The organism is Bradyrhizobium sp. CCGUVB14, from assembly GCF_024199935.1.
Lineage (GTDB): Bacteria > Pseudomonadota > Alphaproteobacteria > Rhizobiales > Xanthobacteraceae > Bradyrhizobium.
Map to the genome: position 1 here is coordinate 1,985,273 of NZ_JANADS010000001.1, position 25,141 is coordinate 2,010,413.

At 60.0% G+C, this 25,141-nt stretch carries 16 protein-coding genes and 5 pseudogenes; 8 read left to right on the forward strand and 13 right to left on the reverse strand.

Going from position 1 to position 25,141, the window contains the following annotated elements; all coding sequences use genetic code 11:
* Positions 1 to 126: 126 nt before the first annotated feature.
* The 3 genes from NLM32_RS09255 to NLM32_RS09265 form a co-directional block, all read right to left on the reverse strand.
* A complete protein-coding gene (locus NLM32_RS09255) occupies positions 127 to 2,199 on the reverse strand; it encodes a recombinase family protein (protein WP_254128542.1) in 2,073 nt (690 codons plus the stop codon).
* A gap of 333 nt (positions 2,200 to 2,532) precedes the next feature.
* On the reverse strand, positions 2,533 to 3,057 hold the full coding sequence (locus tag NLM32_RS09260; protein WP_254128543.1) for a helix-turn-helix domain-containing protein: 525 nt from the start codon (positions 3,055 to 3,057) through the stop codon (positions 2,533 to 2,535).
* A gap of 198 nt (positions 3,058 to 3,255) precedes the next feature.
* Positions 3,256 to 3,579: a DUF5372 family protein gene (locus NLM32_RS09265; protein WP_256561097.1), complete on the reverse strand. Its 324-nt coding sequence runs from the start codon at positions 3,577 to 3,579 to the stop codon at positions 3,256 to 3,258.
* On the opposite strand from NLM32_RS09265, the pseudogene NLM32_RS09270 reads away from it, so the two are divergent.
* From NLM32_RS09270 to NLM32_RS09280, 3 genes and pseudogenes are all read left to right on the forward strand, one after another.
* A pseudogene (locus NLM32_RS09270) lies at positions 3,573 to 4,349 on the forward strand (IS21 family transposase); the annotation flags it as partial. The gene NLM32_RS09265 and the pseudogene NLM32_RS09270 sit on opposite strands and share 7 nt — an antisense overlap.
* 16 nt (positions 4,350 to 4,365) lie before the next feature.
* Entirely contained in the window at positions 4,366 to 5,127 is a 762-nt protein-coding gene (gene istB / locus NLM32_RS09275; protein WP_254128756.1) for an IS21-like element helper ATPase IstB, read from the forward strand.
* Positions 5,128 to 5,226: 99 nt separating this feature from the next.
* Positions 5,227 to 5,796: pseudogene (locus NLM32_RS09280) on the forward strand (IS630 family transposase); the annotation flags it as partial.
* 1,408 nt (positions 5,797 to 7,204) lie between these two features.
* Here the strand turns inward: NLM32_RS09280 and NLM32_RS09285 are convergent.
* Both NLM32_RS09285 and NLM32_RS45995 read right to left on the reverse strand, forming a co-directional pair.
* The gene (locus tag NLM32_RS09285; protein WP_254128757.1) at positions 7,205 to 8,431 is read right to left on the reverse strand and encodes an IS91 family transposase; all 1,227 of its coding nucleotides are present in this window, start codon (positions 8,429 to 8,431) and stop codon (positions 7,205 to 7,207) included.
* 21 nt (positions 8,432 to 8,452) lie between these two features.
* Positions 8,453 to 9,308, reverse strand: a pseudogene (locus NLM32_RS45995) (tyrosine-type recombinase/integrase).
* A gap of 576 nt (positions 9,309 to 9,884) precedes the next feature.
* Here NLM32_RS45995 and ltrA point away from each other — a divergent pair.
* Positions 9,885 to 11,267, forward strand: coding sequence for a group II intron reverse transcriptase/maturase (ltrA, locus tag NLM32_RS09300; RefSeq protein ID WP_254128725.1), 1,383 nt, complete (start codon positions 9,885 to 9,887; stop codon positions 11,265 to 11,267).
* Positions 11,268 to 11,685: 418 nt separating this feature from the next.
* On the opposite strand, the gene NLM32_RS09305 is transcribed toward ltrA, so the two are convergent.
* Positions 11,686 to 13,122, reverse strand: coding sequence for an IS701 family transposase (locus tag NLM32_RS09305; RefSeq protein WP_254128466.1), 1,437 nt, complete (start codon positions 13,120 to 13,122; stop codon positions 11,686 to 11,688).
* 405 nt (positions 13,123 to 13,527) lie between these two features.
* Here NLM32_RS09305 and NLM32_RS09310 point away from each other — a divergent pair, with 405 nt between their 5' ends.
* From NLM32_RS09310 to NLM32_RS09320, 3 genes and pseudogenes are all read left to right on the forward strand, one after another.
* Positions 13,528 to 13,764 (forward strand): hypothetical protein, encoded by a 237-nt coding sequence (locus tag NLM32_RS09310; protein ID WP_254128758.1) that lies wholly within the window; start codon positions 13,528 to 13,530, stop codon positions 13,762 to 13,764.
* Between the two features lie 432 nt (positions 13,765 to 14,196).
* Positions 14,197 to 14,961, forward strand: coding sequence for a LuxR family transcriptional regulator (locus NLM32_RS09315; protein ID WP_254128759.1), 765 nt, complete (start codon positions 14,197 to 14,199; stop codon positions 14,959 to 14,961).
* A 203-nt stretch (positions 14,962 to 15,164) separates the two neighbouring features.
* Positions 15,165 to 16,290: pseudogene (locus NLM32_RS09320) on the forward strand (IS3 family transposase).
* 377 nt (positions 16,291 to 16,667) lie between these two features.
* Here the strand turns inward: NLM32_RS09320 and NLM32_RS09325 are convergent.
* The gene (locus NLM32_RS09325) at positions 16,668 to 17,408 is read right to left on the reverse strand and encodes an outer membrane protein (protein WP_254135264.1); all 741 of its coding nucleotides are present in this window, start codon (positions 17,406 to 17,408) and stop codon (positions 16,668 to 16,670) included.
* 40 nt (positions 17,409 to 17,448) lie between these two features.
* Complete coding sequence (locus NLM32_RS09330; RefSeq protein ID WP_254128760.1) at positions 17,449 to 17,871, reverse strand: hypothetical protein; 423 nt, start codon at positions 17,869 to 17,871, stop codon at positions 17,449 to 17,451.
* 1,178 nt (positions 17,872 to 19,049) lie between these two features.
* Here NLM32_RS09330 and NLM32_RS09335 point away from each other — a divergent pair.
* Positions 19,050 to 19,838: pseudogene (locus tag NLM32_RS09335) on the forward strand (prolyl oligopeptidase family serine peptidase); the annotation flags it as partial.
* 1,839 nt (positions 19,839 to 21,677) lie between these two features.
* On the opposite strand, the gene NLM32_RS09340 reads toward NLM32_RS09335, so the two are convergent.
* The 5 genes from NLM32_RS09340 to NLM32_RS09360 form a co-directional block, all read right to left on the reverse strand.
* Positions 21,678 to 21,875, reverse strand: a complete 198-nt coding sequence (locus NLM32_RS09340; protein ID WP_256568230.1) for an aminotransferase class I/II-fold pyridoxal phosphate-dependent enzyme — start codon at positions 21,873 to 21,875, stop codon at positions 21,678 to 21,680.
* A gap of 200 nt (positions 21,876 to 22,075) precedes the next feature.
* Positions 22,076 to 23,665, reverse strand: a complete 1,590-nt coding sequence (locus NLM32_RS09345) for a class I tRNA ligase family protein (RefSeq protein WP_254128762.1) — start codon at positions 23,663 to 23,665, stop codon at positions 22,076 to 22,078.
* A 1-nt stretch (position 23,666) separates the two neighbouring features.
* Entirely contained in the window at positions 23,667 to 23,990 is a 324-nt protein-coding gene (locus tag NLM32_RS09350; protein WP_254128763.1) for a cupin domain-containing protein, read from the reverse strand.
* A 299-nt stretch (positions 23,991 to 24,289) separates the two neighbouring features.
* On the reverse strand, positions 24,290 to 24,442 hold the full coding sequence (locus tag NLM32_RS09355) for a hypothetical protein (protein ID WP_254128764.1): 153 nt from the start codon (positions 24,440 to 24,442) through the stop codon (positions 24,290 to 24,292).
* Entirely contained in the window at positions 24,427 to 24,861 is a 435-nt protein-coding gene (locus NLM32_RS09360) for a SidA/IucD/PvdA family monooxygenase (protein WP_309144838.1), read from the reverse strand. The genes NLM32_RS09355 and NLM32_RS09360 overlap by 16 nt, the downstream gene beginning before the upstream one ends.
* Positions 24,862 to 25,141 lie beyond the last annotated feature (280 nt).

The following is a 25,141-nucleotide window of genomic DNA, read 5'->3' on the forward strand; positions in this document are numbered from 1 at the left end:
CCCGACCGCCACGATCCTGGCCTCAACCGAACCTATGCCGAGATGGCGAGCCATTATGGCACGGCCATTCTCGCAGCCCGGCCGCGGCGCCCAAAAGATAAGGGCTCAGACTCATATTGCACCTCGTCAGTTACGTGAGGATGAAGTTACAGGATCGATCTGGTAATCGCGCTTGTGAGCGAACTTCGTCGGCAGGTCCTCTGGCGGAATCTCATAGAGGAAGTCGCCGCGATCGTTGACCGGATGTGCGCGTAGCAGGCCACGTCGGCGCCACATGTGGACGGTTGAGACCACAACGTTGTAGCGAGCCGCGACGTCCTGCGGAGTCAGCAGTCCCTGCGCGAGCAGGCGTGTATGCCGATCGATGAGGTGGTAGCTATGGCGAAGCCGCCCGATCCGCGCAGCTGTCCAAGGAGTGGTCACGACGGTCCGCACGCCTCGCTCGTTGAGCAGATCGGCGATCTCTTTGTCCGTGTAGGTATCGATGAGGTGGTCGATCTCCTCGATCACGGCGGCATCTGTCGTACGCAACTCGACACACGACTTCGGCAGCGGCAGATCCAGTGAGCGCGTCGCGCCGCCGACGAAGCAGATATCCACGTGGATCGTATCACCCTTGCTGAGCGCCACGTCCTCGATCAGCAGGCGAAGCATGCGCTTCTTGTCTTTCATCTGCGTACACGGATTGCGCCAGAGGCGGGGGAAGTCGGTGGCGAGAGCCATCAGCGCGGTACGCTCGGCATCGGTCACGACGCTTACATCGGCGGCCGAGGCTTTGTTGTATGCTTCCTGTGCAGCGGCGAGCGCACGAAGCTTCGTATTCCAGTCGGCTTCCAGGGCATCGGCCACCAGCCGGTTGTCGGGATCGACCTTGAGGAAGCGGCGCTGCGCGAGTTCTGCATCATACTTCGCTCGCTCCACGTGCTGACGGCGCAACCGATCTGCTTCCTCCTGACGGCTGGCGAGCTCCTGTTGCACGCTGAGAGCGACGTCGACCGCCAGCGGCGTCATTGCCTCGATCAGGATGTCGCTGATCGCAGCATCGAGTGCGCTGCCATGCACCGTCTGACACAGACCGATCTCGCCGCGGTGCATCGGGCGCCGGCCACACCAGTAGGTCGGCACTTGTTGGTTGTGGTGAGAGTGATAACGCACCGACATACGCTCGCCGCAGCTCCCGCAGATCACAAGACCTTGCAGCAAGGCCGTCCCCTCGCGCGCCGGGCCCCGATGCTGCTCGGTGCTCCAGGCCAGCGCATTACCCTTCACACGGTCCAGGTTCGATCGGTACTCCTCCCAGCTGATATAGCCCGGATGGATGTCGCGCAGCAGGATCCACTCCTCGCTTGGAACTTGCCGCGAAGAGTACTTTCCGCTCGGCAGACGACGGTGTTTGGTACGACCGAACACGAAGGCGCCGGCATAGCGCGGATTATGGATGATCTGCCGAGCGCGACAGTGCAGGAGCTCAGCCCACACGAGTTCGCCCTTGTGTGCGCCACTTCTCAAACGGCGCGGGAACAGCAGCTCCTTCGCGTGGAACTCCTTTACCACCGCCAAACAGGAGCCTGCGCGCCTGAAGGTGTCGAAGAACAGCCGCACGGCTGCCTGCACCTGGAGGTCCGGATCAAGGATAACACGCTCCTGTGTATCATGCACAAAGCCGACCGGGACCATCTGCTTCAGCTCGCCGCGGCGGGCGCGGCTGAGGATGCCGCCGCGAAGTCGCGCCTTGAGCACATGAAGTTCGGCTTCACTCATGGTTCCTTTTAAACCCAGGAGTAGACGGTCATTGAAGTGCGCCGGATCATACAGCCCGTCTTCATCCAGGATCAGTGTGTCAGCGAGTGCACACAGCTCGAGCAATCGATGCCAGTCGGTGTTGTTGCGCGCAAGGCGCGATACTTCAAGTCCGAGTACGATCCCGACACGGCCCAGGCCAACCTCGCTGACCAGACGCTGGAAGCCCTCGCGGTCGGCCGCGCTGGCGCCGGATTGCCCGAGATCGCTGTCGATGACCACGATCCGATCAAGCGGCCAACCGAGTGCGACGGCACGATCGCGCAGCGCATACTGGCGCTGCGTACTCTCGGTGTTCTCGAAGACCTGGCGCAGCGTCGACTGTCGCACGTACAGGAATGCCATGCGCGACAGATGCGTGGCCGTGATCTTCTGATTGGCCTCACTGTTCATTGGCATGATCGATATCCCTCCTTCGGTTCGGGTGTTCGACACAACGCGTCGAGAGAACCAGATTGGCCAGAAGCGCAGTCAGATCGCGATGCGGCACGCTGCCGAGCCACTGCGGCGCAGACCACGCGCTGGGAGGTTCAGCCGCCGGCATCTCCGCGGCGTTTGCGGTGCGCAGCACGCCTGACGCACGGATAACGCCCTCAAGTGCCCTGAGCCACCTGGGCATCCCTTCGCACAGCAGCAAGGCAAGACCGACGCCGCCGGGCTGACCTCTTGGACTCACCCCGCCGAGATCGGCTCGCGCGCCGATGACCTGTGAACGAAGCAGCTCGTAATGGGCTACGTACGGCGCGGGTTCGAGCGCTGCCGCTTCGGCGATCGGGAGCGTTTTTTTTCCTGCGGTTTCAGATACGGGAGCAGACGTCGCAGGATGCTGCGGGGATGGGCATAAATGCCGCAACGTTCGGCCAAGAGCTCGGCCAACTCTGCACCGCTTGGCATGCGTTCGGCCTCGCGCACCGCCTGCGCCAGCACGGCAAGGGCCTCCTCGGTAAGCTTGTGCGCACGCTTCGGCCCGCGTTTGCGTGGTAACAGGCCCGGCAGACCTTCGCGATTGAACAGCTCCCAGGTCACGTAGTAGACCGGCCGGGACAGTCCAAAGGCCTCTGCTGCATCCACCACGGCGCGCCCCTCCTTCTCGACGCTGCGTAGCATCTCGTACTTGACCTGGACCAGATCGTTCGGATCGAAGAATGCACTGCCGCGAAAGAGCGGATCGGTCACGGCCTGAGGGCGCGGGTGGGTGGCGCCCTGCGCCAGCAAGGCCTGTCGGCGCCGCGCCCGCTGACGTGAATCTGATGCCATCCGGCCTCCTTGAAGCACGAATCGCGTATGTGTCTTGATAAATAGATACAACATATGGACGGATATCAAGAAGATGGGATCGCAAAATCCACAATTGTCCTATCTTATCGCCGATTATTTGCTGGTCACCGTGTGTCGTCTCGCGCGCCACCGCCGATGCATGCACATATTTCCTAAGACACATTGTACATAATTTGCCTAACATGACGGTGGCTCCTCCTGCTGCCTCCGGCCCTCATCGATGAGCTTGCGCAGCTCACGCAGTCGATCGGCTCGGAAGAAGGCGCGACCAGCACCAACCGTGACTACGAGTTCGGGCTCGATAACGTCAGTCCATTCGACCGGAAGCGTGCGCAGCCTCCCTTCGGGGCCTGCGTATGACACGCGGTCTCCGCCCCAGTTGTTGCGCACGGCGAGCAGCTCGAACGTCTGTCCTCGCAGCGGATGGAACGGATGGGTGACCGTAAAAACTTGCGCGCCATGCTCGTCACCGTATGCAATGCGCGCTCGACTCCAAGGCAAAGGTCGAAGTTGCGGTGCAAGTCGCCCAGCGATGGATTCTGGCTCGGCTGCGCAACCAACGCTTCTTTTCGTTGGCGGAGCTGAACGCGGCCATCAAAATACTCGTCGTCGAACTCAATGCAAGGCAGATGCGCGACTTTGGCGCCAGCCGCGCCGAACTGTTCGCCGAGCTCGACAAGCCAAAGCTCACAAAGCTGCCGGACCAGGCTTACGCTTTCGCGCGCTGGAAGCGATGCCGGGTCGGCCCCGACTATCATATCGAGATCGACGGACACTGGTATTCCACGCCGTATCGGCTCATCCGTGAGCTCGTTGATGCGCGCATCGACGACAGGACGGTCGAGATCTTCCACAACGGCCGCAGGATCGCCAGCCACGCCCGCGAGCCCAACCGGCGAGGCCACACCACCGTCACCGACCACATGCCCAGCGCCCATCGCCGCTACGGCCAATGGACGCCCGCCAGAGTGATCGCCGCCGGCGAGCGGATCGGTCCGTCGACCGCCGCCTTCTTCCAGACCGTGATCGCGGCCCGGCCGCACCAGGAGCAAGGCTTTCGGACCTGCCTCGGCATTCTGTCGCTCGTCAAAAGCTACGGTGCCGAGCGCGTCGACGCAGCCTGCCGGCGTGGCATTCTGATCAAGGCGCGATCCGTCGCCTCGATCCGCTCGATCCTCCAGAACGGCCTGGATCGCACCTTTCTCGACGAGTCCTCCGAACACCAACCCCTGCGCCACGGCAACATCCGCGGTCGGGATTATTTCCACTGAAGCCAAGGAGACCTGTATGCTCAACCATCCTACCCATGAACGCCTGATCGAGCTCGGCTTGAGCGGCATGGCCAAGGCCTTCGAAGAGCAGCGACGATCGCCTGATCTCGAAGCCTTGCCGTTCGAAGATCGCATCGGCCTAATGGTCGACCGGGAAGCCGCGGAACGCGACACCAGGCGGCTCACCACGCGCCTCAAGCTGGCCTCGCTCCGCCAGAATGCGTGCGTGGAGGACGTCGATTTGCGCACGCCGCGGGGCATCGACCGGGCCGTCTTCGCCAAGCTCGTCAGCGGCGACTGGATCAATCGCCACGAGAATTTGCTCATAACCGGGGCGACCGGATTGGGCAAAAGTTGGTTAGCCTGTGCCCTCGGCCACAAAGCCTGCCGCGACAATCGCTCGGTTCTCTACCATCGCGTCCCAAGGTTGTTCGAAGCGTTGGGGCTCGCGCGGGGCGATGGACGTTATGCTCGCTTGCTCAAAACACTGGGCCGCGCCCAGGTCCTGATTCTCGACGATTGGGGATTGTCAGTGCTCACTGCGGCCGAGCGGCGCGATCTACTGGAAATCCTTGACGATCGCCATGGCCGCGCCTCCACCATCGTAACCAGCCAACTCCCTGTGGACACATGGCACGAAGTTATTGGAGATCCCACGCTCGCCGACGCGATTCTGGATCGCCTCGTCCACAACGCTCACCGCCTCCAGCTTGCCGGCGAAAGCATGCGAAAACGCAACGCCAAAACCATCACCCTTGACGAGCAACCAGAACGCTGACCCTATCACCGCCTCGGCCGGAGCGAGCTGCTCACGATCGTCTGAATTCGGCGCTCATGATCGCGCGAAATTGCTGCTCACGATCAGCGAAATATGCACCCCGTCCAGCTCATCGGCGAGGTGCGCCAGCCGATCCCGGCTCAACCGGGACAGCGCGAGCGCTACGATTACGAGTACCGCCGCAACGGCACCGTCAATCTCTTCGTCACCTTCGATCCGCATCTCGGCTGGCGCAACGTCAAGGTCACCGAGCGCCGCGCCGCCGTAGACTACGCGCACTGCATGCGCGAACTCGTCGACGTCCACTATCCCGATGCCGTCTGCATCCGTGTCGTGCAGGACAATCTGTCGATCCATACCGCCGGTGCGCTGTATCAAGCCTTTGCGCCCGCCGAGGCCCGGCGCATCCTGCGCCGCCTCGAGTTCCACTACACCCCAAAACACGCCAGTTGGCTCAACATGGTCGAATGCGAGATCAGCGTGCTGCAGCGCCAGTGTCTCGGCCGTCGCATCGACGATCCCAAAAGGCTTCGAAAAGAGATCGCAGCATGGCAACGGCAGCGAAACAAAGTCCGAGCCCGCATCAAATGGATGTTCACAACCGACGAGGCCCGCGCCAAACTTGGCCGCGCCTATCCAGCCATCGCCAAAGAGTCAAAATCACGGTGATGAACCACTAGCCGCAACGCACTGCGCAATGTTTGCCGAGCAAGGGCGAACACGAGACTGCCCGAGAGCAACTTGAGATTGCTGTACGGCCGCGCGGCGTGCAGTGCCGGCCATAGCCGAGTCGCCGCATGACAGAAGTATGAGGCCCGCGTAATGGGACGCGGATGCGGTTCAGGGTTCGAAATCAAGATGCCTTGCGCTGCTGATGCGCGATGCGCATCAGCTCTATCGGAAGATTGCGCTGGCCGCCCGCGCAGATCCTGCCGAGGTAGATACGCGCGAACCGAATGCACCACGGGTCGCCGCCACACTCGTATCGGAGACGTATCGCGTGATCGAGGTTTTCGTGTCGTTGCTAGAGTGTTTTTGACTCCGCATCTACGCGCTCCGCGGATACTCCCTCTCAATTCGGAGTTGGCACGTGGCTAACGTTAAAGAGAACAGCCACGCCGTCGTCTCGATCTCAAATCTGCAAAGGAGGTTTGGAAATCTCCCGGTCCTGAAAGGCATAAGTCTTTCGGCGCAGCGAGGTGATATCGATCCTCGGCTCGTCTGGATCAGGCAAGTCGACAATGATCCGCCGTGTCAACATGCTCGGAGGTTCCCGATTCCGGTGAAGTTCGACTCGGAGGAGAATGATCGAGCCGACGCAGAGCGCGCGAGGAGTACATCCCAGTGCGAGGTGTACATCCCAAAAGGGAAGTCAGGTGGATCGCATCCGGAGCTTGGCTGCGAAGGCATTTCAGTCATTCAATCTGTGGTCACATCTCACAATCTCGAGAACATCATCGAGGCGCCTGTACACGCGCCGCGACGTAGTCGCGCCGAGTGCACCTTCACAGGCTGAAGCTTTTCTCCAAAAGGTCGGCATCGCAGACAAGCGGAACCACTATCCCAGCCAACTGTGCCGGAGGTCAGCGACAGCGCGCGGGATGATCTGGTCCAGCCGCGCCCGGAACAGGTCGTTCGATCCCGTCGTCTTGTGCTTCTTCGGCCGCATCGTGCCCTCCGATGCACCACAGAATCATGGTCCGCGGCGAAAGGGAATCTGGAGGGTTCTGTGAGGTCGCGCTCACGCGAGGGCGCGGCAAGCGCTTCTACCGCGACCTCATTGAAGCCGGATTGAACGAAGGCGCGGGAGAATATGCACGGTGGTGCGGCTATGGGGATAGTTTGAGATCGCGGGTTGCTATCGGCAGACTGCGGAGCTGACGCGGCGACGTTTTGGTTGCGCAATGGCGGCAACTTGAGACAGAGAGCATTTTACAGGCGGTCGTGGTCGAGGGCCCGCAGCATCGAATAATCTTCATCGCGCTGTTTGGCCGCACGGATTCGGCAGCGTCTGCGATGATCGAGACGATGGGATCATAATGACGAATGATGATCGTCGTGCAGGGCATGAATTGGCTCACGATGTGTCGCACCGGAACGATTGGGTTGGAGCGCCGGAACGATTGAAGCTGTGTCGAAAGCGCTCAATGATGCGCATGACGCCACCACAATCGGGACAGGCAGGAACCTCGGCCCACGTCAGGGCTTCCGAATCCACAGGCGACGGCTCGCCATCGTTTGATGCTGTCCGCTCACGCTCGAGAAGTTTGCGGCAAAGGGCGAGTTTGGCAGCGCGATGGCCGTTGGCCATGAAGCCGAAGTGGCGGATGCGATGGAAGCCATCGGGCAGCGTGTGAAGAAGGAAGCGGCGGATGAACTCGTCGGGCTTGAGCTTCATGATCTTTGTCGCGCCGTTCTGGCGGTAGTCCTTCCAGGTGAAGGCGACGTGATCCTCGTCAAGGGCGACGAGCCGGCTGTTGGCGATTGCAATGCGATGGGTATAGCGGCCGAGATAGGCCAGCACCTGCGCAGGGCCGCCGAACGGCCGCTTGGCGTAGACAACCCAGTTGATGCGCCGCATGGCGACGAGGTGAGTTGCGAAGGCGGCAGGCTCGGCCAGGGATGCGAGATCGCTGAAGAAGTTCAGGGTGCCAGCGTCGAAGGCGGCGGTCAGACGTTCGAGGAACAGGCGTCTGAACAGCCGGGCAAGCGGTTTGATGGCCAGCAAGAAGTTTGGTCGGCTGGCGATCCAGCGTGTGCCATCGGGCGAGAGGCCGCCGCCCGGCACGACGCAGTGGACGTGGGGATGGTGCGTCAGCGCCTGCCCCCAGGTGTGGAGGACGGCGACGACGCCGATCTCGGCACCGAGCCGGCGTGGATTGGCGGCGAGCGTCGACATCGCCTCGGCGGCGGCTTTGAACAGGATCGCATAAACGATGGCCTTGTTCTGAAAGGCGATCGCGGCGATCGGAGCCGGCAGTGTGAAAACGACGTGGAAATAGGGGACCGGCAGCAGGTCGGCTTGACGCGCGGCGAGCCACGCGGCCCGGGCTGGCCCCTGACACTTCGGACAGTGCCGGTTGCGACAGGAATTATAGGCGATCCGCGTCATGCCGCAGTCGTCGCAAGCCTCCATGTGGCCGCCGAGCGCCTCGGTCCGGCACGCCACGATCGCGCTCATCACGCGCCGCTCGACGCGACCGAGATGACCGGCATGTACACGGCGATAGGTGTCGCCATGCCAGCGCAGGACATTGGCGATCTCGATGGCGGGTCTGGGTGGGCGGACGTCGGGGCGAGCCATAACCCGCATCCCGACGCGCTGTCATCCGGATGGCGTCACTTCCAGCGACAGGCGGACGAGCGGGCTCTGCGTCGCCCGGATCGTATGGGTGGCAACCTGCGTGTAGCGCGCCGTCGTCGACAAATTATTGTGCCCGAGCAAGACCTGAATGATCCGGATATCGGTTCCGTTCTCGAGAAGATGTGTCGCGAAGCTGTGGCGCAGCGTGTGCAGCGTGACGCGCTTGGTCAGGCCCGCAGCCTTCACCGCCGACCGACAGGCGGCGTGCAACACGGTCTGATCGCGATCGGATGATCTTCGTCACGACCAGGGAACAGATAAAGCCGCGGCCGGGCGAGCCGCCAGTAGGTGCGCAGGATGCCGAGCAGCTGCGGCGACAGCATCACGTTGCGATCCTTCGCGCCCTTGCCGTGGCGCACCTGGATGACGCCGCGGGCGCTGTCGATGTCTTCGATCCGCAGTCCCGCGACTTCGCAGGCCCTGAGCCCGGCCGCATAGGCGGTGGTGAGCGCGGCGCGGCTCTTCAGGCTCGATACCGCTTCAAGAAACTGCACCACTTCGTCGGCACTGAGAACGACCGGCGCGGTTCTCGCGCATAGGGAATGCGTTCCGGGATCAGCGCCTCGCCGAGCGTCACGCCGTAGAAAAACCGTAGCGCACAGACGATCTGGTTCAGCGCCGGCCATGAGATGCCGGTCGAGACCAGATGCACCTGGAAGGCGCGGACATCTTCCAGCTCCAACCGATCCGGAGATTTGCCGAAATAGCGGCTGAACTTCGAAACCGCGCTGATGTAGGATCGTTGCGTCGCCGGCGACAGATTGCGGACGGTCATGTCTTCGATCATGCGGCGGCGAAGAGGGCTCAAATCGGCCATCTCGATACTCCTGTCTGAGGGGGGGGCTCCAACACCCACATCCTCTCAGCCAGGAGGCGATCTACGCCACCTTGCCCCTCACGCCGCGGCAGCGGCTTCGTTGTGTGCCGAGCATGCTCAATAGCTCGGAAGTGAAAGTCTTCCACCCAACCTGATGGAGGTGAAGGGTTAGTGAAACGCAAGGGCTGCCGTCGCGAGGCGGGGTCTGAAGGAAGCGTGGATCAAAGGTGCGAGCCGATGAACAAAAACCGGATATGAGGCGCAAGCGTCGGACGAGCGGGCGACACATCGCGAAGTCCAGATCCATCAAGGATGCGAAGCGTAGATCCGGCGGTTGTGCACCGAAGGCGATTGAGCTTACCCCGGGAGATCTGCCCGGTGTCGCCCCCGGGCGACTGAGACGACCGCGAGGCCGTCTGACCGCCGAGCAGAAGTCAGCTGAGGGCGTATTAGGTCAGGCTGTCGGCAAAGCTATTGAGGCACTCCAAGGCCGAAAGGTGGAGAAACAGATAGGCGGAGCCGGAAACGATGGCTGAAGGCCCGAACGATTGAGAGAGCAAGTAGGACTGGTATCTCGTGAATAGAAAGCGGCAGAACAACCAGCAAGTGCTGGCCTTGGAACCGAAGGACCGGGGTGAAGCCCCGGCGCGCGGTGACGGGGAGACCGCACCATTCATGGCGAAATCAGCCACCGAAAACTCGGCTTTCACAGAACAACTGATGGAGGAGGTGTGCGACCGAGAGAACCTCGAAAGAGCGTGGAAGCGTGTTAAAAGGAACAAAGGAAGCCCTGGCGTTGATGGGATGACCATCGACGACGCGAAGGCGTTCCTGCGTCAGCACTGGCCAAACATTCGATCTCAACTGCTCGACGGAAACTATCGGCCGCAGCCGGTTAAGCGGGTCGAAATCCCGAAGCCGGATGGCGGGGTCAGGAAACTCGGCGTCCCCTGTGTCGTCGACCGCCTGATTCAACAAGCCGTGTTGCAAGTTCTCCAAGAGCGATGGGATCCGACGTTTTCGGAGCACAGTTTCGGATTTCGGCCGGGGCGGTCTGCCCACCAGGCTGTAGCCCAGGCACAGCGTTACGTCGCCGATGGCTACAACGTAGTGGTTGATCTCGATTTGGAAAGATTTTTCGACCGAGTTAACCACGACATCCTGATGTCGCGCGTCGCCGCACGGATACCCGATAAACGCGTGCTCAAGCTTATCCGGGCATTCCTGAATGCCGGGGTATTGGAAGACGGTTTGGTCCGACCGGTGGACGAAGGGACCCCGCAAGGCGGTCCGCTCTCGCCCTTCCTCAGTAATATCGTGCTCGACGATCTCGACAAGGAATTGGCTCGACGTGGTCACCGGTTCTGCCGTTACGCGGATGACTGCAACATCTATGTTCGCAGCCTCCACGCCGGCGAAAGGGTGAGGGCCTCGATCAGCCGGTTCCTGACCGACAAGCTCCGCTTGAAAGTCAACGAGGCCAAAAGCGCGGTGGCGCGACCCGAGGAACGTAAATTTCTCGGATTCAGCATTGCGAATGACGGGAGCGAGCGACGCATTGCGCCGAAAGCCCTCGACAAGTTCAAAGACCGAATCCGGGAAATCACATGCCGGACGCGAGGGGTCAGTTTGCAGCAGATGATCGCAGACCTCACGCCATACCTCATCGGATGGCGCGGGTACTTCGGCTTCTGCCAGACCCCGCGCGTGCTCACGAACCTGGAAGCCTGGATCCGCCGGAGACTGCGGTTGTATCTCTGGCGGCAATGGCGGAACGGGCATAACCGATTCACGGAGCTTCGCCGCCTCGGCATCGCGAAGTTCGCCGCATCGGTCGCTGCCGGTTCACCGACGGGACTCTGGCGCATGTCCGGACACCCGGCGGTTCAACACGCCCTACGAAATCATGTGTTCGACTCTCTTGGTCTCCCCCGAGTCTTCATGCCTGTGCCGGCTTAACTCGATCGAACCGCCGTGGTACGGACCCGTATGCCCGGTGGTGTGGGAGGGGTGGCGTCGCGAGACGTCCCCCTATCCCGATCAATCCACAACCGAAATTACAGGGTTTGGGGGTCTCAAGGCCACGTTCCCTGCAAGCTCAAATGACGGCGCAGCCGAAAAACAGACTCCCGCTCAATTACTTAGAGCATTGTTCACGGACGACTGGCTATTGTCTCCAGCTAGTCAAATTCATTGGACGAGGCTCTTCGATGATCTCGAATTGGTCTGGAAAGCTTGTTGGCTAGCTCAACTTTCCAAGCCTCAAATTAATGGGGCTCCGGCAATTCGAACGTACCTGCAAGTACAGTTCAAGGCGATATGGACGCAGGGAGAATCCGCGCCAGGTCGATCCGGTAATCAACACAGGAGATTAATCCTACTGCGTCACAAACGGTGGTCGGTGGAGTGGGCGAACTTGATCGCACAACAAGGACATCTCAACAACGTTCGGACCAGCCCTTGTTCGAGCCGCCGTCGCATCGTCGTGATCGAATCTGGAATGTGGCGTTGGGTTCGCAGTGGCAGATCCGCGGGGTCTGTAATCTGCGGGAACGCGAGCGAGCGGGATCGGCCGGGCGCACCGAGCGCCTGAGGGGGGAATCGTCTCCCGCTCGGAGATCAGGAATCCGAAGGCTGCAATGCACATCGTTGCGTGATGATGAAAGCCGCGCCAGCCGCGTCCCTCGAAGTGGCCAAGCCCGACTTCCTGCTTGAGATCCTGATAGTCGCGTTCGATGCGCCAGCGCAATTTAGCCGTCTCTACGAGAGTCCGGAATGCCACATCCTCCGGCAATGTCGAGAGCCAGTATTTGGTAGGCTGGTCCTCGCCTTTCGGCCATTCGATCAGCAACCATTCCTCCAACCGCTGGGTGGTTTGGCAATAATCACGGTGCGCGGCACGGACCCGGACGCGGGCAAAGCGCGAGCTCAGCTTTTCGTTCGTTCCTTGCCGCCATGTGATGGTGCGCCAAGCTTTGGCCGGCAGGCCGATCGCGAGCGCCTTGACGGCGGCCGGTTGATGCTGACGGTTGCGGCGCATCAGTTTCGGGGGACGACCGCGGCCCGACCATGGCTTCGGCGGCAAGGGACCGGTGCCGGGCGCCCATACCGTTGTGCTCGACAGAAGACCCGCCACATAGGTCAATCCCAGCGCCGTGATCTCCGTGCGCAGATCGCTGTTGTTGCCATAGCCCGCGTCCATCAGCACGACACCGCGCGGAAGTTCGCTCGCACAGGCCCACCGCAACTGCTCCAGCGCGATCTCAGGCTTGGTCCGGAAGCCGACTTCGGCAGGAATGCCCACCTTGCGCCGCCGATCGCAATCCTCAGTCCATTCCTTCGGAAGATAAAGGCGATAGGCGACAGGCAGGCTGGCGTGGTGGTTGGCAATCGACAGTGACACCGCCACCTGGCAATTATCCTGCTTGCCGAGCTGCCCGCAATATTGCCGTGCAACTCCAACCGAGTGTCGCCCCTGCTTGGGAAATCCGGTGTCATCGATGATCCAAGCTTCGATCGGGCCCTGGCGTTCAATCGCCGGCAGGACCATCTCGCGTACCTTGCCCAGCACCTTCTCATCCGACCAGGCGCCGCTGCCGACGAAATGCAGCAGCGATTGATGCTGGGCGGCCGTCCGTTCCGGAGCCGTCACCGCCGCCATCGGCTCCACGCTCTTGCGACCGCCACAGGCCATCAGGCCGACGCAATAGTCGCGCAGTGGCGCCTTCCGATCCGCATGACCGATGACGCTGGCAAGCCCTTCCAAATACGCCGCAAATCGCATTTCGCTGGTCTTGGTGCCACGCCCGTTCATGTCGGCCTCGTCGGTTGATGGTCGATGCCTCAACCATCGCTGATTCTGGCCGGCCAAAGCCTGCGGTTTTGTGACTCAGTCAGACTAGGGATGTCGTCTTGGTGCAAACAGCGCTGTTGTAAATCTGACGTATGTCGCAGTGCTTCAATTCTTAAGGCCCGTCCATCTCTTCAAGTGCTTACCTTGACGGCTAGTCTCCCGGGGAGCACGACTGGTATGATACTTGCTGAGCTTGTTTCGGTCCTTCAAAGTTCTTGGAGAAGCGGATGCTCAGCATCATCTACATCAGTCGGGTTCCGGATCTTGCCCGAACCGCAGTGCAGCTTGTCGCCCATGTCTGCAGGCGCAAGGACAGCGACCAGTGTCAGTCGATTCGATCGGCTCGTGTTGAACGGGACGGTGGACGTGCGCGAGTCGTTCGACGGCAACATGGGCGCTCTCGCAGTGAGTGCGGCAAGTGCGCCGCGTTATTTGCCCGGATTTGGCTCATTTGGATCCGAGACCACCGATCACCCCAAAGATCGCGTGTTCGCCGACGCCGGCTCGCTGCCGATAAGCTATATGCTGGCCGTGGTGATACGCATGAAACAACTGGCGATACAGTCCATACGAACTCGACTTCGCTCGCAAGCGAGCCTTTGATAGTGGCATCAAGCAGCTGGAGCGCGGCGTCATGGCCGGGACCGGAACTCTGGATCTCGCCCCGCTGGCGATCGAACAACCAGCTGATGTGTGTTTGGCGTAGCGAGAAGGCCGACAAAGCCATACAGTCCAGCGCGAAATATGGGCGCAGCCGTTGCCCGCGCGATCCACCTTCATTTGGGCGCCGACGAAAGCAATTTGGACGTCGCCATACAAACCAGCGGAAACGCGCGGGCGTCCCGATTTTGCCCATATCGACAACGTGGCCATGCCAAAACGGCGCTGAAGGCTCCGTTTGGGCCCTTGCTATCGGCGCAGTCGCGCGACCGCATTGCGAGCTGGAACATGTCAAAAATGCACCGAACTTCCGTCTGAAACAAACTCAATCGAAAGGCGCACAACGGCCTTCTGGCTTGATCGCGTGAGGCGCCAATGAATCTCTTCAGCTTCGTCGAATGCGCTAGTCAAACGCAATCTCTCAAAGCGCTGTTTGATCTGCTTGTGAGCTGTGCAAGCGAAGAGGGGTTCACTGAGATCGCTTACGGAGCACTCACTTTCTTGGAGCCGCTCCGTCTACCGGGGTGCCCACCGCCTCTGGTAGCTATGAAGGCCCCGCCTGATTGGTGCCAGCGCTATTTGGAACGCAAGTACTACACGGTCGACCCGGTGGTTCGGCGGACACCGATGTTTGCAGGGCCGTTTCTATGGGACGAGCTCGCCAAAGCACATCAACTGCAGGCATGCGAACAACGTGTACTACAGGAGGCCAAAGAGGCGGGCCTAAAGAATGGTGTCAGTGTGCCATTGTTCGGGCCATTAGGGCAAATATCAGTGATATCATTCGCTTCCTGTTTTGATGATGCCGATCCTCAGGCGAATGTGAGGCGCCTTAAGGTGCTGGCTTGGCACTTTCATATTGCGTTTGCGGAGATCGCAAAGCCCTCGGACTGCGCCTCAAACGGAAAGGTGAGCCTATCCGAGCGCGAAAAGGATTGCCTGCGATGGGTCGCGGAAGGCAAATCGTCCTGGGAAATCGGGAAGATACTGAACGTGAGCGAGAATACGGTGAATTTTCATGTTAAGAACGCAATGCGAAAGCTCGGCACGGCGAGCCGGACTCATGGTCTTGTAAAGGCAATTCGTCTTGGGCTTATTGAATTTACGGAGCCCGCGTTGACGAAGCCGATGGTAGCCTAACTGGTGTCGCGTCCGCTCGCAGGACGCCGCCACAAACGTGGCTAGCTGATTTCTGCGAACGAATGAGCAGTGCGCTTGCGGGGCGCTCAAACGGCAGTGTTGGTTGCGATGAAAGAGAGCTGGCTCCGCAAATTCGGACAGTAGCTTGAGTGGATTTTCTGCCTGACAGCGGCGAGGATTCTCGCCGCGAATCAGGAGCGAAGATGACGAAGAGGAGTCGCCGGACGCATTCTCCGGCATTCAAGGCGAAGGTGGCTTTGGCGGCCGTGAAGGGGGAGAAGACGTTGGCCGAACTGGCGCAACTGTTTGATGTCCATCCGAACCAGATCACGACCTGGAAGAACCAGCTCCTGGAAGGCGCCGCCGGCGTGTTTGGGCAGGACAAGGGACCGGCCGAGGCGCCGGTCGATTTGAAGGCGTTGCATGCCAAAATCGGCGAGTTGGCGTTGGAGAACGATTTTTTGTCCGGCGCGCTCACCAAGGCGGGCCTGCTGAGCGCAAAGCGATGATCGACCGCGACCATGATCTGCCTGTCGTGCGCCAGGCAAAGGTCCTGAACCTTGCCCGCAGCACGGTCTACTATGAGCCTCGGCCGGTTTCGGCCGAGGACCTTGCCTTGATGCGCCGGCTCGATGAGTTGCACCTCGATTATCCCTTCGCAGGGGCGCGCATGCTGCGATCGCTGTTGCGGCGTGAGGGCGTGCAGATTGGCCGCCGCCACGTCGCGACGCTGATGAAGCGCATGGGGATCGAGGCGATCTATCGCCGTCCGAACACCAGCAAGCCGGCACCGGGCCACAAGATCTACCCGTACCTGTTGCGCGGATTGAAGATCGAACGGGCCGACCAGGCGTGGTCGATGGACATCACCTACATTCCGATGCGGCGTGGCTTCGTCTACCTCGCGGCGGTCGTTGATGTGTTCAGCCGACGGGTCCTGGCCCATCGCGTATCGATCACGATGGAGGCAGCTGCGTCGAAGCGCTCCAGGAGGCGTTGACGAAGCACGGCAGGCCCGAGATCTTCAACACGGATCAGGGCAGCCAGTTCACGAGCGTCGACTTCACCAGCGTGCTGATGGACGCCAAGATCGCTATCAGCATGGATGGCAAGGGCGCCTGGCGTGACAACGTGTTCGTCGAGCGGCTCTGGCGCACGATCAAATACGAGGAAGTCTATCTGCGCGCCTACGACAGCGTGTCCGAGGCGCGAGCGTCGATTTCCAAATATCTGGCGTTCTACAATCAGGGACGCCCGCACTCGAGCCTTGACGAACGCACGCCCGACGAGGCTTACTTCGGCGTGCAAGCGATGGTGATGGCCGCATGATCGTCGCCCGCGATTTTGTCGTCGCTCTGGTCGGGCTACGCCCTCCCGACGCAACGACAAAATCGCAAAGCCCCGCAGTCAGTGTAAACCGGCAGGAATCCACTTAATTTCCGCGGGGCGCTGTCCAAACAACCGGGGCCAGCTCTTAACACGCCTCGAGCATAGTTGTTGATGGACGCTATCGTGCCCTGCTCACTCGGTGCCCTCACATCCAGGCAAACGCATCTTCGACTGTCTGAATGAAAATGAAATACCTCTAAGCATCAGCGTTCGAAGACAAGAGGCACTCCGATGATCCGGCGCTCTTAAATTAGCTCAAGAGAGAGCCCCGGCTAAAGGCCGGAGCTCTCGATCGCCCTTTGGGGGTGAGGAGATCGCTACTTGAGAACTAAGGGCCAGCCAAACTTGTAATTGACTCGCGCGGTCACGAGATCGAAATCCTGGTGGATGCGATCGTTCCCAAGGGTGCCACCACCGGCGGCGGTGAAGCTCACGTCGCTAGTCGGCATGAACACATGGTCGTACTCGAGGCCAGCTGACCAATTCGGCGTCAAGTTGACCTCGAATCCGGCACCAACGACGCCGCCCCAACGTGTCGTGTCCGCGCTCCCAAGTTGCGTGCCTGAAGCAACGGAGTTGACCTGGTAGCTGCTGCTCACGATCGCGGTGCCACCTTTGGCGTAAAGCAGTACGTTGCTGATGGCATACCCGATCTGGCCAGTGACCAAGCCGAACGCGTCGATCCTTGTCTGGTTCCTGTCAGCTGGGAAAGCAGTGCTGATATTGGAGCCGTTGAAATCGGCCCAGTTGCCCTGGCCCTCGACGCCGAGCACTGTCTGGCCGATCTGCCAGCGATGGCCGATCTGGCCACCCACCGTGCCGCCGCTTGCGTCGTGGGAGCCCTCAGGATTCGTGCCGGCAAAATCCCATGAATTGTGGCTCGACCCCCATCCGCCGTTGACGCCGGCATAGAAGCCGCTCCAGTCGTAGAACGCGACCACGACCGGTGCGGGTGGCGCCTTGGTGTAGACGGGCTGTGCAGCGAGATCCGCGGCGAATGCAGGCGCCGCAGCGGTGAGTGCGACGATGCTCGTAGTCATAAGCAACAAGTTTTTCATTTCGAGCTTCATTTCCTTTAGCGGCCCCCGGCCGGGCGCGTCATAACAGCGCCAACGCAAATTGCTGTAACTGCTGCGCAACATTCACCTTGGAAGAATCGGCTTGATTCTGACGCTGCGAGAGGTTGTACGCTTGAACGTTGCTAACAATGAACGCATCGGCTGTATTTGATGCGTACGGAAATTCTGACAAGGGAGTAGATGGCCGTATGTCGAACTCGTTGACGAAGGCTGACGGCCCGGATGCTTTCGCTGATGGACAACGACTGGAGTACGGTACCAGCGCATTTGCCCGAGCAGCGTCAAATGTGCGTTCGTTGAAGCTGTCGTGTCCATCTTGCGAGAGAATAAGCGCGTAGAAATGCCGCTGCGTTGGCAAACCGGTGGTCCATGGAGAGTGGGCCGCTATCCACACGGCTTCGCAGGCACCGAGATTGCCGCGCGCTGAAACAATTTGCCACATTGAAGGAGCTAGCTCGACGATGCTTTGCTACATGCGCAGCAGCGAATGTCAGGGTGCAGAGGAACAGTGGGTCTTCGGCTACTGCAGCACAGCGATGCCTGAGGTGGATTGTGGTCTGCTAGCAGGTCGCCTAAGGGGACGGTGAGAGCGGCGATGCATCGTTTTAGTGGTGAGTTCACAATCCCTATTAACCCGATTTGGGGCGGGGAATGAGAGCATGCCGACTTGTCTTTTATGTTGGCCGTACTGCTGCCCGAACAGCTGGAGAAGATCCCGCTCTACGAAGGAAATCCCGACAAAGACGTAGGTGGTGGTCAAGCGTGCAGAGAGCGGAGCAGCGCAAAACAAGAGAAGACGGGGTGTGATCAGCCCCAGAGCGATAAGATAGCGAGCAGGTCTCATTGTAAAATCCAGACACTTTCCGCTGTGAGTCGCCCTGGCTGCGGGGCTTTCGTCCTCATCGCTGCTAACGGCGTACGATTACGGAATAGGGGGCTGCTGACTTGGCGAGAGAACACGCACGCCATCGCCCGCGAATAATGTTCGGACGTTCGGAATTTCGGACGTCGCCGTAGTTACCAGACGCGGCTGGCAAGGCACCGATCTGATGCCAGCCACTCCTCGCGCCGAGCTTGCGCGCGAGTCTAGAGGGTGATGTGCCCTATGGCGGCTCGGTGCCGTAATGCTCGGATACGCCTTCAGAACTCAACGGGACGAGTGGCTCGAGAGGCATGTCCGGACTTCCAACCCGTACCTGGTCATCCCCATTGATGCCGCGAGTCGCCGGTCGTGCCGCGAGCTTTTCGAAGCGCTCATCACGGTCGATGACGCCCACGGCCTGGCGGTACGGCCAGGCTTGCTGAGCATTGGGAGCGGATCGATGGTCCGTCGCTGGGCTTTCCATCTTCACGAGGTAGCCGGAAGACGGCCGCCTTCAGTCTCGGCCCGATCATCTGTCGAGGTCTCGACGGAATGGAATGACTGAGGCGCGGCAGTCGCTCGATCAACGCGAGAGGAGGTTCGTCGGCCTCTCACCGCAATCGCACACGTCAACGGCGGCGAAACAGTCCTCGTGGCGTCGCGGACGCTCCGGCTGCGGCAATTCCGTGTTTCTTGGCCGCTGTCAACAAGCGGCTATTCGCCACTTGTGAGCGCAAAGGGTGAAAGTTACGCGACGCCTCCTAACCTGCCGGCCAGCGATCTCGGTCGACGGCGAGCGCATTCCCTATGAGCAGACCGGCCCGAAACTGGAGACGGGCGAGGCGCCCATCCACATGAGTGGTGATGGCGGGCTCGGCATTTCAGTGAAGCCGTACTACAATTCTGCGCTCGGCAAACTGTGGCTCGAGCGTGGAGGCACCACGGTGCAGGCCTATTTGCGCGGCGGCGAGTTCGGCACGTGCTGGCACGATGCCGGGCGGCTCGCCGGCAAGCGGCTCTCTCATGATGATTTCGCAAGTGTTGCGGCCGACCTTGTCCGGCGCGGCGTCACACAGGCAAAGCGGATCGCGACCGAGGGCGGATCGAACGGCAGCATTCTCATCACCAATATGCTGACGTGCTATCCTGAGTGTTTCGGCGCGCCGTTCTGCACCATTCCGCTGATCGGCATGAGCCGCTACACGAAGCTGCTCGCGGGCGCGAGTTGAATCGCGGAATTGGACGATCCTGATAAACCCCGAAGAATGGGAATGGCTCATGACCATTACGCCTACCATATTGCCAAGCCCGGGCAGGACGACCCGCCGATCCTGATTGCGACGACGCGGCGGGACGATCGCGTTCATCCCGGACACGCCGGCAAGATGGTCGCCAAGCTTCAGGGGATGGGCTAGGAGGCTTATCTCTACGAGCCGAACGCAGGCGGTCACGGCTATCGCAGGGACAACAAGGTGCATGCCAGCTTTCAGGTGCCGGGCTTTCAATTCCTGGAAAGTAAGATCGGCTGGCCGGGCGAGAAGGCGTAAGCGAGCTTCGCCCCTACGATCTCAATCGCTGGCCGGATTTCTAGGCGACCTGGACCAGCGCGAGATCCAAATCGAGCGCAGGCTTTTCGAGATTGCGAACGCTCGTTCGATGCGTTCGTGCAAATCGATGTGTACCGCCCAGAGTTCTGCTCGCCAGTGACATATTCGGGTGACCCAACCGCGAGGTTTGCTTCGCGTTAAATGGGCCATCCCCAAGTTTGGAAAAAGTCAGGGGTATCCGATGAGTTCAAGAGGACTAGCACATGCAACTCAGGCGTGCTTGGCAGCTTTACTTTAGCCCTGCTAGATGTGCGCTCAGGATGCCAAGGGAGCTATTATGGCCAAGACGCTGACTAAGAAGGCCGTACGTCGCGAGTACACGAAGACAGATGTGAAGGAACTGCGCGCACACTCGAGGGCGAAAACACCCGTTACGAAAATCGCGAAGCTTACAAAGCGAACGACCGGATCTCTGCGTCAGAAGGCGCGAAAGTTAGGCATCCCGCTCGGACACCGACGGTAGTAAGCGCGCCGTGTGGATGGAAGCACGCGCGCGAAGCACCCCAAATCGAGTACATCGGAAACCAGAAGCTCAACGTCATCTGAGTTTGGTGTCTGCACTCGTCATCACCACCATCCACAGGCCGTTCTCCTGGGGCCAGCTCGTGCTGCACGCAAGGCGGTGCTGGGCAAGCGTATGACGATGGCACGCTCGGTGGCGTCAAAAAGCCGCCACCGGGATCTCGCCGGCCACATCATCGAGCACACCTCTGTTGAAGAGGAGCGATTTTATCGGACCGGCGCCGTGGCTTGCTCTTGTGGCGCGCTCAGACGCCACTCTTCCATCGAGCCTTTAGATTGGTCGCATGACGGCCGGCGGCCACCTCGGCCGCTGCTATCTCGATCGCGCTCATATGGAAGGGCCTTCATTCCCAGACATTGGAAGTCATCCCTACTGTTCGGGAGGCATTCTAGACGCGACGCCAACGTCAGTTGATAGATGCCACTTCTCGAACTTGCATACAATTGAGCGGCTGCGTCACCGCTAGGCAGCAAATTGGCCATGTCAGCGTTCGAATCGGCCGTTTTCCGCAGGCGTTCGTCAGTATCTGCCGTACTGCTTTGCATGCAGCTTATCCAATCTCGCTAGTCCCTCCTCAATTAAATTCGTCGGAAGGTAGCTAAAGCACAGGCGTAGATGCTGGCCACTTCGTGGGCCATAATGACGGTCATGCACAAAGTGCACGTCGTGCTCACTGCGCGCAAGCTCAATGAAAGTCTCAGCCTCAATTCCATGGGCGAGCCGTACCCCAAAACGAGAAACCGCCGCTTGGGAGGAGATAGTCCGGCTCGCAAAACCGGCCATCCTGCAGCAACGTGTTCAAGCTGTCGCGCTTGGCACGATAATGCCGGCGTAGCCGCACAATGTGCGTATCAAGTGCGTCCGGCTGCAGCAACGATAGAACAAGACAATAGGGCTGACGCCGCCGTCGCATTTGAGGCGTACCGACCTGATGATAACATCCGAATCTGCAAGGACCCAACCTACTCGCGATCCCGGTCCAGCCAGCTTGGAAATGCTGTGGATATTTATGACGTTGCCGCCCGCGGCAAACAATCAGCTACGCCGTTGTACGGCAACTCCGAATAGACGAGATCCTGCTCCAACGCCACCCCGTCCCGGGCAAGCATCGTTGCAAGGCGGGCCATGTGGGCGCGATATCTGGCGCCTGGCCGGATTATGAAATGCTGGCGACGTGAAAAAAGTTTCACGCGGGCATTGCGGCGCAAGGTCGATTCAAGCTCGCTCAGATCGACGCCGCCGGCACTCATCCCAGGCTAGAGAATGGTGGCCCCCGCGATCGAAAAGATGCGCAGTGCACCGAGGTAAGACGGGTCCTCAGTCAGGACCACATCGCCCGGGTCGAGCCAGGCATCGCCAACCAATTGCAGAGCCTGTGAAGCACCAGCGGTAAGGATCACCTGCTGATGCTGTACATTATAACGCTGTGAGAGCCTTGTCCGCAGCTTAGGCAAACCGACCGCATCCGTTTACTGAAGCAGATTGGCGGTGGTGACACCGGTATCTCGGCTTAATGCGTGCGGCCAGGCCAGCTCTGAGAACATTGTCGGATCGGGTAGCCCATATGCGAAATTGATGGCGTGCTTCGCACTTGAGTAGTTGAACGGCGCTGAGCAAGGGAGCTGCGCGTCGGACCGGCAGGTTCATGGCTTCCTCATTTGTATCCCGCCAATTTTGCGTGAGCTTGGCGCCTGCGAAAACGCTCATTATATGCTGCGATGAAATCCGTGGGTACCGCGGCGCTGAGTGGGAAATCTATCTTTGGTGGCAGGCCGGCTTTTGGTGCCGGTTTGCCGAAGGACGGCTGCCATGCTGCGCCGAAGAAATGCCGGCCATATCGGAGTGCGAGCTCAGGTACCACAGGATAGAGCAGGTTCAGGAACAGCGAGATCTCTACGGCGTTCCACATGCCGCTGTTGTCACGCGCAAAATCGGCGACCTCGAAGTACCTATCGACGATATCAAGGGCATCCCAGAATCGGAGGTCCTCGATTGCATCCGCGTAACGCTGAGCGAGGATGCGTAGACGAGATCTAAGACGTCTAGTGTCCAATGTGCGTGCGTTATTGGCGTATTGGCTCAATGCATCTTCCCAGACCCGGATGTGCGATGCCGCCGCGATAAGCCGATCAACATCGAACTCGTTTTCGTCTCTGCCGAATGGCTGTGCAATTCGAGCGAGCGCGTAACGTACGACGTTGGGGTCCACCTCGCGCGCGACCTCGTCGGCCCAAAGCGCATGGTCGCGGCTGGTCGAAAACTTTTCGCCTTCGAGATTGTAGAAATCCTGGATTGAGTGGTTTGTCGGAATTGGATAGCCGCGCGCGAGCAGGGCGCCGGTCACGCCTATCGTGTAATAGAAGCGGTTGTCCTGGCCCATGAAAAACACAAGCCGGGTGGCGGGATCGCGCATGGTTGATTTTGCGTCCAAAAACTCATTGGCGCATTGCTCGCGAATTCCAGTGTCGAAGCACCACAAGCCCTCAAACCACGTGAGCAGGGTTTGACCGGACAAAGGTTCCGGCTGTAGTAGCTCTACACCATGACTGAAGTGACGCGACATCGGCAAACCCTGCATATCGTGGGCCAGCCAAGATCGCGCCTTGTCGCGTATGGGCTCGGCCCAGTCGCTTTGTCCAATAGCTTTGTCCAGCGCCTGCGCGAGGCGAGGCGTATCGAACACGGCATGCTCGACGGGCCTCAGGACAAGATTACGGCCGCATGTCGTGTGCCGGGCATTGCGTAATGTGTCGTGGCGGATTGCCAAGCCACAATGCTCACACAAATTACTTTCGGCAGGCGAATTGCACGCCGGACAATTGCCGACTGCCAGCGAGTCCGCGACAAATTCGTCGCAATGCTCGCAATAGAGTTGGACACCCTTGCGGACTTTGACGTAACCGGCCTCCTGCAGCTCGCAAAAAATCGCAAGCGCATTCTCCTTATGTAGCTCGCTGGATGTGCGAACGAAGACATCAGGCGTGATGTGCACCGCACGCAGGCACTGCAGGATCTCGTCAATGTGCTTTTGCGCGACCTCGCCGACGGGCTGCCCGAGCTTTCGCGCTTTTTGAAGCGTATACGTGCCATGCTCATCTGCGCCCGTGATGAAGTGTGCGCGATGGCCGGCCATACGCTGAAAGCGCGCGAAGATGTCGGCGAGCAAGTATACGCCGCCGACATGACCAAGATGCAATTTGCCGTTAGGGCAGGGGGGAGCTGGACATACGAAATAGGTGCGCATGTCAATCCCACCAGATGGAGAGGAATTTCAGCGTATTCTCCTGGCTGAGATTGCGGATGGCATGGGTCTGGTGCGGTGGCATGTAGAATAAAGTTACGTCCGACCGGATCTGCGCGCCGGCTTCAAATTCTCCCTCGCCGGAAATCAGCACCCACAATTCGTGTTTGTGGTGTGCATGCAGATCGACCGCCCCACCGGGCGTGACCTCAACGACCGAGGCACCGAACTCGGGGCTGAGATCATCCGGCAAATGCTCCAGCAAGCGGCAAACCAGCACGCCATATTCGGTTCGCATCAGGGAGCGATCGATCTGCTTCGTGTACACGACGTCTTTCTTTAAGTGTTGCGGTCACTCGCGATGGGATAGCCGTTGGGCGTTTTAGATCCTGGAGGTCAGCGATCTGGCCGACTGGTGGGTTGTAAGCACGCTTCATCCGGTTGTATTGGGTCGGCACGATCAGGACCGCCAGTAGATGCCCGCTGGAGCACCAAATAGAGCGTTCGGCGAGGGCGATCGCTCTTGTTCGGGATGAGTAGTGGGGCGCGTAGGGCCGTCTGTAAGCGAGGCGGTCCGCGGCGCCGGGGGAACATCGACGATACGCAAGTTAGAGGACCGCACCGCGCTCATGTGATCGCGCTCACCTTTTCCGTCGATATCACTGAATCCGATACAGCGTTCAGCCCTGCATCGTCCATCCTCGTAACCGCCCAGGAGTTGCCGAGATTGATCGAGATAAAACGGCTGTCCGCGAAGCTGTTGATCAGATTGTCCTCCATGTGCGCGCTGCCCAGGAGCGGACCGCAAAAAGGGGGGAGTGCGCGGCTGAAAGCCCGTGGCGTGCACTATGCGATCGCTTGTTGATAAAACTGTAGAGCCGCCCGTTTTGCGCGAGGCAATTCAGGAAAGAATAGGGACTGGTTGGGCTTACCAAGGTCACGCAATCTTTGAATGGCGACACTTGCAGGCGGCTGTTCGGCAGCGCTAGCCTGGGATGCCAGCAAAATGCCTCGCGCTTCTCCAGGAATAGTGCGCGCAGTCGGGTAGGTTCCATCAGCACTGCCAGGTTGAGATTGAAAGGACCGGTCCCGACGCCAATGACATCCAGCGTATCCAAGAAGGTCTCTCTCACGCTTGTGTAAGGTCCCGCTTGAGGAAGGTGGTTGGTTGCTGCGTAGAAAAGCCTACAATCTGACACTGCGTGAGATACAAGAGGTTTATCATCTCACTGAGCCGGATCCTTTGGGTCAGGTGCCGCTCCTCGCCGATCGCGAAATGCGATTTTCATGCGGGGCGTCTCGTCGATGGGGCTGGGCGCAAAGCGCCTGCCCGACGTCGGTTAGGATGATGACCGGCGTGCGCTAAGAGACGTACACGCCTGCCGCATCTGCTGAACGCGCGCTTTATGGGCTGCTGGCGGAAACAGATGGCCGAGAAAGAATGCGACTTGAAGTACTGCGGATGCGCCGCCGCCTGCA

Excerpts from the sequence above, each read along its gene's own strand:
- NLM32_RS09255 (WP_254128542.1), bottom strand. The coding sequence starts at position 2,199 with ATGCCAATGAACAGTGAGGCCAATCAGAAGATCACGGCCACGCATCTG.
- NLM32_RS09260 (WP_254128543.1), bottom strand. The coding sequence starts at position 3,057 with ATGGCATCAGATTCACGTCAGCGGGCGCGGCGCCGACAGGCCTTGCTG.
- istB (WP_254128756.1), top strand. The coding sequence starts at position 4,366 with ATGCTCAACCATCCTACCCATGAACGCCTGATCGAGCTCGGCTTGAGC.
- NLM32_RS09285 (WP_254128757.1), bottom strand. The coding sequence starts at position 8,431 with ATGGCTCGCCCCGACGTCCGCCCACCCAGACCCGCCATCGAGATCGCC.
- NLM32_RS09305 (WP_254128466.1), bottom strand. The coding sequence starts at position 13,122 with ATGAACGGGCGTGGCACCAAGACCAGCGAAATGCGATTTGCGGCGTAT.
- NLM32_RS09315 (WP_254128759.1), top strand. The coding sequence starts at position 14,197 with ATGAATCTCTTCAGCTTCGTCGAATGCGCTAGTCAAACGCAATCTCTC.
- NLM32_RS09325 (WP_254135264.1), bottom strand. The coding sequence starts at position 17,408 with ATGAAAAACTTGTTGCTTATGACTACGAGCATCGTCGCACTCACCGCT.
- NLM32_RS09330 (WP_254128760.1), bottom strand. The coding sequence starts at position 17,871 with ATGTGGCAAATTGTTTCAGCGCGCGGCAATCTCGGTGCCTGCGAAGCC.
- NLM32_RS09345 (WP_254128762.1), bottom strand. The coding sequence starts at position 23,665 with ATGCGCACCTATTTCGTATGTCCAGCTCCCCCCTGCCCTAACGGCAAA.
- NLM32_RS09355 (WP_254128764.1), bottom strand. The coding sequence starts at position 24,442 with ATGGAGGACAATCTGATCAACAGCTTCGCGGACAGCCGTTTTATCTCG.